Source organism: Myxococcus sp. MH1 (assembly GCF_059738865.1).
The window spans coordinates 5,606,328-5,619,723 of record NZ_AP026947.1; the positions used below are offsets into that span (position 1 = coordinate 5,606,328).

A 13,396-nucleotide genomic window follows, 5' to 3' on the forward strand; every position below is an offset into this window, starting at 1 on the left:
ACCCACATGCAGCTTCATTAGCGGTGTGAAAGTGGAGCACGGGCTGATCCACTCTCAGCATGAAATCGCGCTTCAGGCGCGACCGAACAAGCCCTTCAGCCACTTCATGAAGCCACGCTGCCGCGGCGGGCTGACGAGCGCAGGTACCGCTGGAGCGGCGGTTTGCTGCGCGGCTGTCGGACGCGCCGCGGGCGTGCGATTCACCGCAGGCGTGGATGCCGCGGGTTTCATCGGCACCGGATTGACGACGCGCGCACCGGACGTGCTCGTGGTGCGCGCGGAGGGTGCGGTGGGTTGAGGCGGTACATTCGCCGCCGCACTCTCCGTGTCGAGCTGTGCGAGGCGGGCCTTCACCGCCTCCGGTGTGTCCTTCGTGGAGAACGTGCTCGTGACCTCGCGCCCACTCGAGGACTCGCGCGCGGTCACCTTGAGGAGCGACTCGTTGTTGACCTCGAAGGTCACCGTCACCTGCACCGCGCCGCGAGGCAGCTTGGGCAGGCCGGCGAGCTTGAGCGTGCCCAGGTACTCATTGTCGGACGCTCGTTCAGAGTCGCCCTGGAACACGGTGAGCTCCAGCTCCGTCTGGCCGTCACGGTGCGTGGACAGCGTGTAGCTCTTGGTGGAGGGCAGCGACGTGTTGCGCTCCAGCACGGGCTTGAAGCGCCCGCCGGGCAGCCCCACGCCGATGGCCATGGGCAGCACGTCGATGAGCACCACGCCCTCGAGCTGTCCCAGGCTGTGCGCCAGGAGCGCCGCGCCCAGCGCCACGGCCTCGTCCGGGTGGACGCCCTTGCTCGGAGCCTTGCCGAAGAAGCGGGTGATCTTCTCGTGCACCAGCGGGAAGCGGCTCTGGCCTCCCACGAGGATGACCTCGTCGATGTCCTTGGGCCCCAGGTTCTTCGCCTTGAGCACCTCGTCGCAGACCTTCACCGTCCGGTCGACGAGCCCCTCCGTCAGCTCCACCAGCTTCTGCCGGGTGAGCGTGACGTCCAGGTCGTAGGGCTTGTCGTCGATCATCGTGACGAAGGCCACATGCACCCGCATCTCCGAACGCTCGGACAGCGCGCACTTGGCCCGCTCCGCCGCGTCGTTGATGCGCTGGAGCGCCACGCGGTCTCCCTGGAACGTGCGGCCCGTCTTCTTCTGGAACTCCTCCAGCAGGTACGTGACGATGGCGTTGTCGAAGTCGATGCCGCCCAGGAACGTGTCGCCGCCGGTGGAGATGACCTCGTAGACGTTGTCGGCCAGCTCCAGCACGGACGCGTCGAAGGTGCCGCCGCCCAGGTCGTAGACCAGCACGCGCTGGTTGAGCTTGCGCCCGTACCCGTACGCGAGCGCCGCCGCGGTGGGCTCGTTCAGGATGCGCTCGACGTAGAGGCCCGCGAGCTTGCCGGCCTCCCGCACCGCGTGGCGCTGGTTGTCGTTGTAGTACGCGGGCACCGTGACGACGGCGCGCGAGACGGGCTGGCCCAACTGGTTCTGCGCCACCTCGCGCACCTCGCGCAGGATGAGCGCGGAGATCTGCTGCAGCGAGTAGACCTTGTCGGACAGCTTCACGCCCGCATCGCCGTTGGCGCCGGCGGTGATCTCGTAGTGGAACTTGTCCTTGATGTTCTCGACGATGGCCGAGTCGTACGCGCGGCCCACCAGCCGCTTGGCGCCGTACACCGTCTGTCGAGGGTTGGTGAGCATCTGCCCCTTCGCGGGGTGGCCCACCACCAGCTTGCCGCGCGTGTTGACGGCGATGATGGAGGGCACCGTGTTGTGCCCCTCACGACTGTTGAGCACGCCCGGCTTGCCGTTGCGCACATACGCGGCGCAGGAGTTCGTCGTCCCCAGGTCGATGCCGATGACCACGCCCGCGCGCTTGGGCTCCTGCGTGCTCAGGTCCAGCGCCTCGTCCGACATCATCGTCACGGGCGCGGCGGCCACCGGAGCGCTGGCGGCCTGCTGCTGGGTCACCACCTGCGGGTTGGCCTGCTCCGCGGGAGGTGGGACGGTGTAGTCCGGGGCCCCGACACCCGAGGGGACGGGAGGCACGTCCGACTGGGCGTGGGGCAGGGCGGCGACCGCGGAGTCGAGGAAGCGGCGCGTTTGCGGGTCCAACGACAGGAAGCGCAGGCCCATGCCGGCCACGCCCTGGCCTCCCTGTCCGGTGACGAAGTGGACCACGGCCTGGGCGTGGATCAACCGCTCGCCGCTGGCCAACCGCAGGTCCAGGGTGACGGCCGTGCCGGGCGGCTTCACCGCGCGGGCGCGCAGATAGATGCCACCGCGCGTGACGTTGCCGCCGTACTTCGCCAGGAACTCCTCTGGCGTCGCGAATGGCAGCTTCACGACCAACCCGACCGCCGCCTGATTCGATTCCGTCAAAGCCCGGTTCCTGAGACGTGAGTGGAAATTCCGGTCGGATTATCGCTTGAAGTGCGAGTGAACGGGCGTCAAAAAGTCCGCCCTTCCAGGTTGCGTGGCGGCAACGTACCTCGTATGGAACCGCACCCGCAGGGCGCTGGTGCCTCGCGGGCCCCATGCCCCGGGAGCGCCGCCCATGTTGAACCCCGAGATCCGGCTCGCACTCACCTTCGATGATGTCCTCCTGGTGCCCGCCGAAAGTTCGGTTGTCCCCAAGGACACCGACCTGACGACCCGCCTCACCCGCAACCTCCGGCTGAACATCCCGCTGTTGTCGGCGGCGATGGACACCGTGACGGAGGCCCGGACCGCCATCGCGATGGCGCAGGAGGGCGGCATCGGGGTCATCCACAAGAACATGACGCCCGAGCAGCAGGCGCTCGAGGTGCTCAAGGTCAAGAAGTTCGAGAGCGGCATGGTGGTGGACCCCGTCACCATCGACCCAGAGGCCCCGCTGGGCCGCGCCCTGGAGCTGATGCGCCAGCACGGCGTGTCCGGCATCCCCGTGGTGAAGGGCAAGCGCCTGGTGGGCATCGTCACCAGCCGCGACGTGCGCTTCGAGACCAACCTCACCCAGAAGGTCGAGGCCATGATGACGCGCAAGCTCGTCACCGGCCGCGAGGGCATCAGCCAGGGTGACGCGCAGAAGCTCCTGCACGAGCACCGCATCGAGAAGCTGCTCGTCGTCAACGACGACTTCGAGCTGCGCGGCCTCATCACCATCAAGGACATCGAGAAGCGCCGCACGCACCCCAACGCGGCCAAGGACGCCAAGGGCCGGCTGCTCTGCGCCGCCGCCGTGGGCGTGTCCCCGGACCGCGAGGCGCGCATCGACGCGCTGGTGAAGGCGGGCGTGGACGTCATCGTGGTGGACACCGCGCACGGGCACTCCAAGGGCGTGGTGGATGGCGTGCGCGACACGCGCAAGAACTTCAAGGGCTTCGAGCTCATCGCCGGCAACGTCGCGACGGCCGAGGCCACGCGCGCGCTCATCCAGGCGGGCGTGGACGCGGTGAAGGTGGGCATCGGCCCCGGCTCCATCTGCACCACGCGCGTGGTGGCCGGCGTGGGCGTGCCGCAGGTGACGGCGGTGGATGACTGCTGCCGCGAAGCGGATAAGCACGACATCCCCATCATCTCCGATGGCGGCATCAAGTACTCGGGCGACATCGTGAAGGCGCTGGCGGCCGGAGCGAGCACGGTGATGATCGGATCGCTCTTCGCGGGCACCGAGGAGGCCCCGGGCGACGTCATCCTGTACCAGGGCCGCAGCTACAAGAGCTACCGCGGCATGGGCAGCCTGGGCGCGATGAAGCAGGGCGCCAAGGACCGCTACTTCCAGTCGGACGTGGACGCGGTGAAGCTGGTCCCCGAGGGCATCGAGGGCCGCGTGCCGTACAAGGGCACGCTCGCCATGAACGTGCACCAGATGCTGGGCGGCATCCGCAGCGGCATGGGCTACGTGGGCTGCGGCACCATCGAGGAGCTGCGCAAGAACGCCACCTTCGTGCGGATCACCTCGGCCGGGCTCAAGGAGAGCCACGTGCACGACGTCATCATCACCGAGGAAGCGCCCAACTACCGCGTGGAGTAGGCCTCCCCGCGGGGAAACGAAAAGAGGGCCCGCGCCAGGAGGCACGGACCCTCGAAGGGAGCCAGCCCCTCAGGAGCCGGCTCGGACGGCCTGGCTACTTGCGGCCCTTGCGGCCACCGCCGCTGGGCTCCTCGGCGGGCGACGCGGCGGAGATCTTCTTCTCCGCGTTGGCCACCCGGCCCAGCAGCGAGTCCTTGTCATCCGGCTCCAGCGCCTCGATGGCCTGGCGCAGGGTGCCGAAGTCCAGGCGGGCGATGGTGACGGCGTTGCCGCCCTTGATCTCCTGCACGGTGGGCACCTCGACCAGCTCCCGCACGTAGGTCTCGAACTCGATGCGGATGTCGGCCGTCTGCTGGATGCAGTTGTCCTTGGCGTTGACGAACTGCTGGCTGCCCTCGCGGTAGCTCAGGTCCGGGTTGCGGTTCATCGCCTCCTCGAAGGTGGCGGTGCGCTTTCGCAGCGAGCCGTACAGCTCGATGTAGTCCACCAGCCGGTCCGTCTCGGGCCGGTTGACGTTGCGGGCCTTGACCAGCGCGTCGTTGGTGTCGTCACAGGTGAGCTTCTGGAGCTCGGCGACCCCTGGCGTGTCCTTCACCGCCATGTTCTGGGTCTCGCGGTCGAGCCGCTCGTCAGAGGAGATTTCCTTCACGCATCCAGTGGCGGAGAGGAACAAGAGGGTCGCAGCAGTGGAAGCGGACAGGCGGCGGAGCATCCGGACCTCGAACACTTGAGGGGACTTGGGCGTTGCTTTCCGGAAGTTTGTAGCGATAAGGGCCCCCAGCCGTCAACGACGCCCCCTTGGAGAAACTCCGGTGGACCTGCACGCCGAGAAGATCCTGATCCTCGATTTCGGGAGTCAGTACACCCAGCTCATCGCCCGCCGGGTCCGTGAGCTGGGCGTTTATTGTGAAATCCACCGCCCGGACCTGCCGGCCGAGGACATCCGCCGCTTCGCCCCCCGAGGCATCATCCTCTCGGGAGGCCCGGCGTCCGTGGAGGCGCCCGGCTCCCCCCGGTGCGACCCGTTCGTCTTCGAGGCGGGCGTGCCCGTGCTCGGCATCTGCTACGGCCTGCAGCTCACGGCCAAGCTGCTGGGCGGCCGCGTGGACCGGGGCGCCCACCGCGAGTTCGGCAACGCGGAGGTGGAGGTGCTGGCCCCCCGCGGCCCCTTCTCGGAGTTCCGTCCGGGAGACCGCGTCCAGGTGTGGATGAGCCACGGAGACCGGGTGGAGGAGCTGCCCCCGGGCTTCGAGGCGATCGGTCGCAGCGGCAACTCGCCCTTCGCGGCGGCGGCCCACCAGAGCAAGCCCTTCTACGGCCTCCAGTTCCACCCCGAGGTGGTGCACACCCCGCAGGGCAAGGCCATGCTGCGCGCCTTCCTCTTCAACGACTGCAAGGTGTCCGGCTCGTGGACGATGAAGGGCTTCATCGACGAGGCGGTGGCCACCATCCGCAAGCAGGTGGGTGAGCACGGCCGGGTCATCTGCGCCCTGTCGGGTGGCGTGGACAGCTCCGTGGCGGCGCTGCTCCTGCACCGCGCCATCGGCCCCCGGCTGCAGTGCATCTTCGTGGACAACGGGGTGCTCCGGCAGGGCGAGCGGGCCCAGGTGGAGGCGCTCTTCGTGGACCGCTTCCACGTCCCGCTGAAGACGGTGGACGCGCGGGCCCGGTTCCTGGACGCGCTGGCCGGGGTGACGGACCCGGAGAAGAAGCGGAAGATCATCGGCCGCGAGTTCATCGCCGTGTTCGAGGAGGCCTCGCGCGACATCCAGGACGCGGAGTTCCTGGCCCAGGGCACGCTGTACCCGGACGTCATCGAGTCCGTCTCGTACAAGGGCCCGTCCGTCACCATCAAGAGCCACCACAACGTGGGCGGCCTGCCGGAGACGATGAAGCTCAAGCTGGTGGAGCCGCTGCGCGAGCTGTTCAAGGACGAGGTCCGCGCGCTGGGTCGCGAGCTGGGGCTGCCCGAGGAGATGGTGTCCCGTCAGCCGTTCCCCGGTCCGGGCCTGGCCATCCGCGTGCTGGGCGAAGTGACGGAGGCCCGCCTGGAGCTGGTGCGCCGCGCGGACGCCATCGTCCAGGAGGAGATTCGCGCCGCGGGGCTCTACAAGGAGGTGTGGCAGGCCTTCGCCGTGCTGCTGCCGGTGCAGAGCGTGGGCGTCATGGGCGACGAGCGCACCTACGAGTCCACCTGCGTGCTGCGCGCCGTCACCAGCGTGGACGGCATGACGGCGGACTGGGCGCGGCTGCCGTACCCGGTCATCGAGCGCATCTCCACGCGCATCACCAACGAGGTGCGCGGCATCAACCGCGTCGCCTACGACGTGTCCTCCAAGCCCCCCGCCACCATCGAGTGGGAGTGAGCGGGGCAGGGCGGGGCGCGCGACCGGCGGGCCCCGATACCCGCTGAAGAAAACGAGAGAGGCTGCCTGGCGTGGATGCCCAGGCAGCCTCTTCTTGCTTCAGGGGCCGGGTCTTCGTCTGAAGACCCGGTCCGCTGGAGGGTGCATCACCCCGCCGGCTTGGTGGGGACGGTGGGCACCTGGGTGCTGCCCGGGCGCAGCTCCTCGAGGACGCGGGTGGCGCCGTAGATCTTCTTCAGCGACTCGATGATGGCGTCGCTGTGCACTGCCACCGTGCGGTTGACGCTCTCATCGAAGCCGTACTCACCGCCCAGCGACTGGATGTTGCCGTCGAACACCAGGCCGATGATCTCCGCGTCCTTGTTGATGACGGGGGAGCCGGAGTTGCCGCCGATGATGTCGTTGGTGGTGACGAAGTTCATCGCCGTGGCGCCATCGAGGTTCTTCTGGTTCTTCAGCCAGGACGGCGGCAGCGCGAAGGGCTCCTCGCCCGTGGCATGCTCGAAGGTGCCCGCCATCTGGGTGATGGGCTCCACCTTCTTGCCGTCCTCCATGTAGCCCTTCACCGAGCCGTACGACAGGCGCAGCGTGAAGGTGGCGTCCGGGTACTGGTTGGTGCCGTAGACCTCGAACTTCGCCTTGGCCACCAGCTCCGCGTTCTTCTTGATGACGGCGTCGACGTTCTCCTCGTAGTTCTTGCGGACCGCGCGGCCATCCGCGTCGAGCGCCAGCGCCAGCTGGATCATCGGATCCTTGGAGGCCGCGATGGCCGCCTTGCCGCCGTCGAACAGGCTCTTGCGGGCGGACACGTCACACACCTTGGAGCCCTTGACGTCCTTGAGGACGCACAGCTTGGAGCCCTTCACCAGGCGGGCCGCCAGCTTGTCGGGGGACTCGTTGCCCAGGACCTTCTTGACGAACGGGTGGTTGGAGCCCAGCTCCTCGCGCATCTTCGTCAGGCCGAAGCTCAGGCGGAGGATCTCCAGCTCCGGGTAGATGGGAGCGGGGCTCAACAGCTGAGCCTGGAGCGCGGGCAGGTTGGCCTGGTTGAACTCGCGCAGGCGCTGACCGTTCTCCTTGGGGAGCTCCTCGGAGGCGCGCACCAGCGTCTTGGCGATGCTGTACAGGCTGGAGGAGAGGCCCGCGCCCTGCTCGACGAAGGACAGGTCCTTGCGGATGTTGACCATCTGCGCCTGGGCCTTGGCGATCTCATCCCACGCGGCGCCGTACTTCTTCTTCATCTCCGGGTTGGCTTCGACCTTCTTGCGCAGGTCCTGCTCGGCGGCGACCTTCTGGCCGAAGAACTTCTTGTCCTGCAGCGCCTCCAGGCGGCCCTTGGTCGCCTTCAGGCCGTTCTCCACGCCGAACAGCAGGTTGTTGGAGATGCGCTTCTGCTCGGGGCCGCGCTTCTGGAACTCGGACACCATGCCGCGCAGCTCGGACATCATGAACAGCATCTTCGGCATGGCCACGTCGCGCTGGTACTCCAGCTCCGCGATGGTCAGCCCGCGCGAGGTGCGGCCGGGGTGGCCGGACACGAAGGTGATGTCACCCTCCTTGGCGCTCTTCTCGGACCACTTGAAGTAGTTGTCCGTCTTGGCCGGCTTGCCGTCCTGGTAGACGCGCAGGAACGTCACGTCCAGGTCCCACCGGGGGAACTCGAAGTTGTCCGGGTCGCCGCCGAAGAAGGCGATGGCGTGCTCGGGCGCCATGACCAGGCGCACGTCCTGGAAGCGGCGGTACTTGTACAGGTTGTACTTGCCGCCCTGGTACAGGGTGACGGCGTCACAGCGCACCTTGGCGTCGCCCGCGGAGCACGCCTGCTCCAGCTCGGACATCTTCGCCTTCAGGGTGTCGGCGTACTGCTTGCCGGACAGGCCCTGGGTCGCCTTGTTCAGCGTCTCGGTGATGTCGGTGATCTGCTCGAGCTGGTTGATCTCCATCGCCGGGCACTGCGTCTCCTCGGCTTCGGTCTTCGCGTAGAAGCCGTTGGCGATGTAGTCCTTCTTCGCGCCGGAGAGCTGCTCGATACAGCCGCGGGCACAGTGGTGATTGGTCATCACCAGGCCGTTGGGGGACACGAAGCTGGCCGAACAGCCGCCCGCGAGCCGCGCGGACGACAGCCGGGCCTTGTCGAGCCACTGCTGGGTGGGCTCGAAGCCGTACTTCTCCTTCACCTTCGCGGACGGGAAGTTGTTGTACGTCCACATGCCTTCGTCGGCCAGGGCCGGAGCGGCGCCGACGAGGGTGGCAATCAGGAACAACCGTTTCATGGACAGGTCCTTTCCAGGGCCGGGGGTGTCGCGGTTCTGCGGTAACCCATTGCGTGGGTCAACCGGGAAAAAAGCCGGGAAGAATTCCCAACCACCCTGAACATCCGAGCGGCCGGAGGATTCCTCGCGCTGGGGCCATACGTGGGGGCTTGGGCTGTGATTTCCAGGGTGTTCGCGCCCGTTCCTGGGATGAGGTCGCTCCCCGGGCCGCCCGTCGCGGTGCGTCGAGGGCGGCCTCGGGGCGACTCAGGTCCGCATGGCGACGAGCGGGTCCACGCGGGTGGCCCGTCGCGCGGGGAGCCAGCAGGCCAGCAGGGCGACGAGCGCGAAGAGGGTGGCCACGGCGATGAAGGTCAGCGGATCTGTCGCCGTGACGCCGTAGAGCTGGCTTTCGAGCATGCGGGTCAGCGCCAGGGCGCCCACGAGCCCCAGGGCGATGCCTACGCCCGCGAGCCTCGCGCCCTGGCCCAGGACCAGCCTCAGGACATCGCTCGGCCGGGCGCCCAGGGCCATGCGGATGCCCAGCTCACGGGTGCGCTGGGAGACGAGCAGCGAGATGACGCCGTAGAGCCCGTAGGTGGAGAGCACCAGGGCCAGCGCCGCGAAGCCTCCGAGCAGGCCGAGCACGAGCCGGCGGAAGCCGAGCGATTCGGTGATGACCTGGTCCATGGTGAGGGCGCGGAAGACGGGCAGTCCCGAGTCGACGCGGCGCACGGCCTCGCGGACAGAAGGCAGGAGGGTTTCGGGGGGCACCGACGTCCGGGCGACGAGGACCAGGCTGTCATCGCCCCAGGGGCGTCCGTATGGGACGTGGAGCTCCGCGAGCGGCGTCTTGTCGAGCCCGGCCTGCCGAACGTCGCCGACCACGCCGATGATGGTGTGCGGCCCGGTACCCAGGCGGAGCTGGCGCCCCAGGGCCTGGCCGTCCGGGAAGTGCCGGCGCGCGAGCGTCTCGTTGATGATGACGGTGGCGGGCTGGCCGGGGGCGGCGTCGGAGGCGGTGAAGTCCCGGCCCTGGCGCAGCGGGATTCCGACGGTGGCGAAGAACCCGGGGCTGGTGGAGCGTCGCTCGGCGCGGGGCTCGGTGCCGGGCTCCGGCGGGGGCTCGCCCTCGATGACGTAGCGGGCGTTGTTCCAGGCGCGCTGGATGGGCAGGAGCGAGGTCATCGCCGCGGCGCTCACGCCCGGGAGGGCTCGGACCTCCTCGAGGATGGGCTCCAGGAGCGTCTGCGGGACGCGGGCGTCCAGACCTTGCTCGTTGAAGAACCGGCTGTCGGGGATGGCGATGTGCAGCGTGAGGAGCTGCTCGGAGGCCAGGCCGGGCGAGGTCCCCAGGAGCTGGAGGAAGCCTCGGCCCAGCAGGCCCGCGCCGACGAGCAGGACCAGACAGAGGGCCAGCTCCAGAACGACCAGCGAGGAGCGGAGCCGACGGCCCGATGACGGCACGGAGCCCCGGAGGTCGAGCCGGGACAGTTGGAGCGCGGGAAGCAGTCCGAAGACCAGGCCGCTGGTGATGGAGATGGCCGCGAGGAACAGGAACGACGTCCCATCGAGGGCGATGGCCGCCCGGTGAGGCATCGACTCGGGGGCCACGGCGAGCAGGCCGTCCAGGCCCCAGCGCGCGAGCAATCCGCCGAGCGCGCCGCCCATGAGCGCAAGCAGGAGGCTCTCGACGAGGAGTTGCTGGATGACGCGGGCGCGGCTGGCCCCGAGGGCCACGCGAACGGCGAGCTCCTGATGCCGGGCGCCGGCTCGCGCGAGCAGGATGTTCGCGACGTTGGCGCAGGCGATGAGGAGGACCAGGGCCACGGCGCCGAGCAGGAGCTTCAAGGGGCCGCTCCAGAGGCGGGTCCGGGCCTCGGAGAGCGATTCGACGCGGGAGGTGCGCTCCTTGAGGGCGTCCGGGCTCGCGGCGGCGATGGCGGCGGTGACGGCCGCGAGTTCCTGGTGGGCGGACTCGACGGTGAAGCCCGGGGCCAGCCGGGCGCGGACCGAGAGCAGCGTGGAGAAGCGGCCACGGGCATCGGCGGGAGCGACCAACGGGAGCCAGACGTCCGTCTTCGGGTCGAAGGACTCGGGGACGACGCCAATCACGGTGTGAGGAATGTCATCGAGGAGCACCGTGCGGCCGAGGACGGCGGGATTGGCGCCGAACCGGCGACGCCACAGGGCCTCGTTGAGGACGGCGACGGGCTCATGGCCGGGCTGGTCGTCGCCGGGGACGAAGGTGCGGCCGAGCAACGGGGGCACGCCGTGGACGGCGAAGTAGCCGGAGGTGCCACGGGTGGCCTCGAGGCGCTCGGAGTCGCCATCGGCGCGGAGGATGGAGCCGCCAACGGTGAAGGCCGTGATGTGCTCGAAGGCCTTGGCCTGGTCGCGCCAGTCCCAGAACGTGAGCCAGGACACCGGGCCGCCGCTGCCGTGGGCACGGAACTCGACGAGCGAGACGATTCGCTCGGGTTCGGCGTACGGCAGCGGGCGGAGGAGGACGCCGTGGACGGCACTGAAGATGACGGCGTTCGCGCCGATGCCCAGGGCGAGGCAGAGGATGGCTGCCGCGGCGAAGCCGGGCGCGCGACGGAACGTGCGGAACGCGAAGCGTGCATCCGCGAGCAGGCTGTCGAGGACTCTCATGGGGCCGTTCGGGGTGAAGCTGGTGGGTGGGCGGAGGCCCGCATCTTGGCGGATGGAACGGCCGGAACGGCGCCCGGAAAGCCCGGGGGGCAGCGGGGCGGAACCCGACGAAATCGACCCCTGGTTCCCCAGGGGCTTAGTTTACATAACGCATGTTATCGGACGTTCCGACAGAGGGAGACCAGGGTGGACGGCGGGCTCTCCTGGGCCATCCCCGGGCCTCCTGGCGTCCCTCCCGAAGCCCCTGAATTGGGGCCCCACCGGAGCCTCTGCCCGTACCTCCGACACTTGAGCCGACATGCCGTCCCAGACCTTCCGCACACTGTTCGTCGTCCCTCGTTCCGGATCACGCCGGACCTGTCCGCGCACCGTTCACCGAACCTCGTTCCGGACCGAGCGCCTGCCCGGCTGGGCACTGGTCGCGACTCCTCGCTTCTCGCGGCCACGCTGGACGCGTACCGTGCCCGCCATGCGTTTGCTTCGACGAACCGCGCTGGCCTCCGCGTTCTGCTGCGGCCTGCTCGCCCTGACTGGCTGCCCGGACAAGACGGCCCCCGGAGCCCCCGATGCGAGCGTCGCCGCCGTGCCCGAGGCCCCCAAGACCCCGCCTCCGACCACGTTCGCGCTGCGCTACCAGCCCCTTGCCGATGCCGGCACGAGTGACCTCGCGGAGATCTCCCTCGAACCCGGCGACAAGCCCCTCATCCAGCCCACGTCCAGCCTCGAGCTCACGGCCTCGCACGGCCTGCGCAACTACCGGGTCCGCCTGTTCGACGAGGCCGAACGCGCCATGGTCTCCGACGACGTCGCCGAGGAATCCGACGACAAGCTCGTCTACCGCATCGTCCTGCCCCAGCCGCTGAAGACTGGCTTCTCGTACACGCTGGTCGTCGATGCCCAGAGCGGCACCGCCTTCACGGACACCCTGGGCCGCGAGGTCGATGAGCTCCGGACCACGTTCCAGATCGCCGGCGAAAAGGAGAAGCCGGCGCCGGCTCCAGCGCCCTCGAAGAAGAAAAAGCGCCGGTAAGCCGGCCCTCGGAACATTCCTGGGACGCGGAGAATGTTCCGCGGCCCCTCAGGAATGTTCGAACCGGCCCCAAGAACATTCTTCCGGTGCCCAGGCGGCCCCAGAACATTCACGCCCGCAGCCCAGGCCCGGAACATCCCGGTTCCAGGATGTAGCGCCCTCCCGGGCCCGCTAACGCTCCGCCACGGGCGGCAGCTCCAAGGCAGTCTGAAGCTCCTTCAGCTTCGCCTGGATGACCCGGATGTTCTGCGGACCCATTCGCAGCAGGTGCTTCTGCGCCTTGCTCAAGCCCTCCAGCTCGGGCGACGCGTAGACATAGAGCCCGGCCTGAGGCTGGACCTCCAGCGCGCCCTCCGGAACCGGAACCGAGAGCAGATGCTCGATGGCCCGGTTGAGCGTCGAGTCGAACGACTGTCCCGGCGGCGCAATCTCTCCGTGGGCCTGGTCGATGAGCGGCTTCAAGTCCTTGAACAGGCTCCGAGCCACCTGCGCATCGAACGTCCCGAACACACGCGCGACCAGGTCGTACCGGGCATGGCTGCGCGGGTCGATGGTCACCTTCCTATCCTTGCCCTCGACGACCTGGAACCCACCGGCCGGCGCCAGGAACCCCAGCACCATCCGAGGACTCGTGCCGTCGGCGACGTTGTTCACGGCCGCCGTCACCCGGCGCACCAGGTCCTTCTCCTGGAGCCAGCGCTGGAGCTCGGCTTCCTCCGACATCCGGCTCGCCAGCTCACGGACCCGGCCGTCACTCTCCGGAAGCGACGTCGTGGGCGCCACGGGCGCGGCCCCGGCATCGACGGGCGTCGGCGCCTCCGCCACCACGGGCACAGGCACCGGCTCCTGGCGGAACACCCCCATCGCCACGGCCACGCCCACTCCCACGGCCACCAGGGGACCTCCGATCAGCGCGGCCTTCTTCCCAGCCGAGCCGGGCTTGGGCGTCTCCGAGCTCTGCATCGGGTCCGTCGGTTCGCTCATGTGCGCATCCCTCCAGGGTGAGTCACACCCTACAAACGACTCCCCGGCGCATTCCACGGCCCCGGCCACGCGCCGACGCCCGGTTGTTCACCGGAAGAGACTC

General features: G+C 68.9%; 8 protein-coding genes. 3 read left to right on the top strand and 5 right to left on the bottom strand.

Annotated elements, in window-relative coordinates:
• Nucleotides 1-72: 72 nt before the first annotated feature.
• Entirely contained in the window at nt 73-2,373 is a 2,301-nt protein-coding gene (locus tag AC6JA9_RS21955) for a TIGR02266 family protein (protein WP_497957776.1), read from the bottom strand.
• A gap of 175 nt (nt 2,374-2,548) precedes the next feature.
• Between AC6JA9_RS21955 and guaB the strand changes: the two genes are divergently transcribed.
• Nucleotides 2,549-4,006 (top strand): IMP dehydrogenase, encoded by a 1,458-nt coding sequence (gene guaB, locus AC6JA9_RS21960; protein ID WP_141324073.1) that lies wholly within the window; start codon nt 2,549-2,551, stop codon nt 4,004-4,006.
• Nucleotides 4,007-4,100: 94 nt separating this feature from the next.
• Here the strand turns inward: guaB and AC6JA9_RS21965 are convergent, their stop codons facing one another.
• Nucleotides 4,101-4,733, bottom strand: coding sequence for a hypothetical protein (locus AC6JA9_RS21965; RefSeq protein ID WP_223748984.1), 633 nt, complete (start codon nt 4,731-4,733; stop codon nt 4,101-4,103).
• A gap of 85 nt (nt 4,734-4,818) precedes the next feature.
• On the opposite strand from AC6JA9_RS21965, the gene guaA reads away from it, so the two are divergent.
• Entirely contained in the window at nt 4,819-6,372 is a 1,554-nt protein-coding gene (guaA, locus tag AC6JA9_RS21970; RefSeq protein ID WP_223748985.1) for a glutamine-hydrolyzing GMP synthase, read from the top strand.
• A 146-nt stretch (nt 6,373-6,518) separates the two neighbouring features.
• Here guaA and AC6JA9_RS21975 read toward each other — a convergent pair whose 3' ends face one another.
• Together AC6JA9_RS21975 and AC6JA9_RS21980 are read right to left on the bottom strand one after the other, a co-directional pair.
• On the bottom strand, nt 6,519-8,645 hold the full coding sequence (locus AC6JA9_RS21975; RefSeq protein ID WP_223748986.1) for a S46 family peptidase: 2,127 nt from the start codon (nt 8,643-8,645) through the stop codon (nt 6,519-6,521).
• Between the two features lie 246 nt (nt 8,646-8,891).
• Complete coding sequence (locus AC6JA9_RS21980) at nt 8,892-11,279, bottom strand: ABC transporter permease (protein WP_223748987.1); 2,388 nt, start codon at nt 11,277-11,279, stop codon at nt 8,892-8,894.
• A gap of 298 nt (nt 11,280-11,577) precedes the next feature.
• Between AC6JA9_RS21980 and AC6JA9_RS21985 the strand changes: the two genes are divergently transcribed.
• The gene (locus AC6JA9_RS21985; RefSeq protein ID WP_497957777.1) at nt 11,578-12,309 is read left to right on the top strand and encodes a hypothetical protein; all 732 of its coding nucleotides are present in this window, start codon (nt 11,578-11,580) and stop codon (nt 12,307-12,309) included.
• 171 nt (nt 12,310-12,480) lie between these two features.
• On the opposite strand, the gene AC6JA9_RS21990 is transcribed toward AC6JA9_RS21985, so the two are convergent.
• A complete protein-coding gene (locus AC6JA9_RS21990) occupies nt 12,481-13,293 on the bottom strand; it encodes a DUF3014 domain-containing protein (protein ID WP_483577931.1) in 813 nt (270 codons plus the stop codon).
• Nucleotides 13,294-13,396 lie beyond the last annotated feature (103 nt).

Coding starts and splice junctions, on each gene's coding strand:
- AC6JA9_RS21980 (WP_223748987.1), bottom strand. CDS start 11,279: ATGAGAGTCCTCGACAGCCTGCTCGCGGATGCACGCTTCGCGTTCCGC.
- AC6JA9_RS21990 (WP_483577931.1), bottom strand. CDS start 13,293: ATGAGCGAACCGACGGACCCGATGCAGAGCTCGGAGACGCCCAAGCCC.
- guaB (WP_141324073.1), top strand. CDS start 2,549: ATGTTGAACCCCGAGATCCGGCTCGCACTCACCTTCGATGATGTCCTC.
- AC6JA9_RS21975 (WP_223748986.1), bottom strand. CDS start 8,645: ATGAAACGGTTGTTCCTGATTGCCACCCTCGTCGGCGCCGCTCCGGCC.
- AC6JA9_RS21985 (WP_497957777.1), top strand. CDS start 11,578: ATGCCGTCCCAGACCTTCCGCACACTGTTCGTCGTCCCTCGTTCCGGA.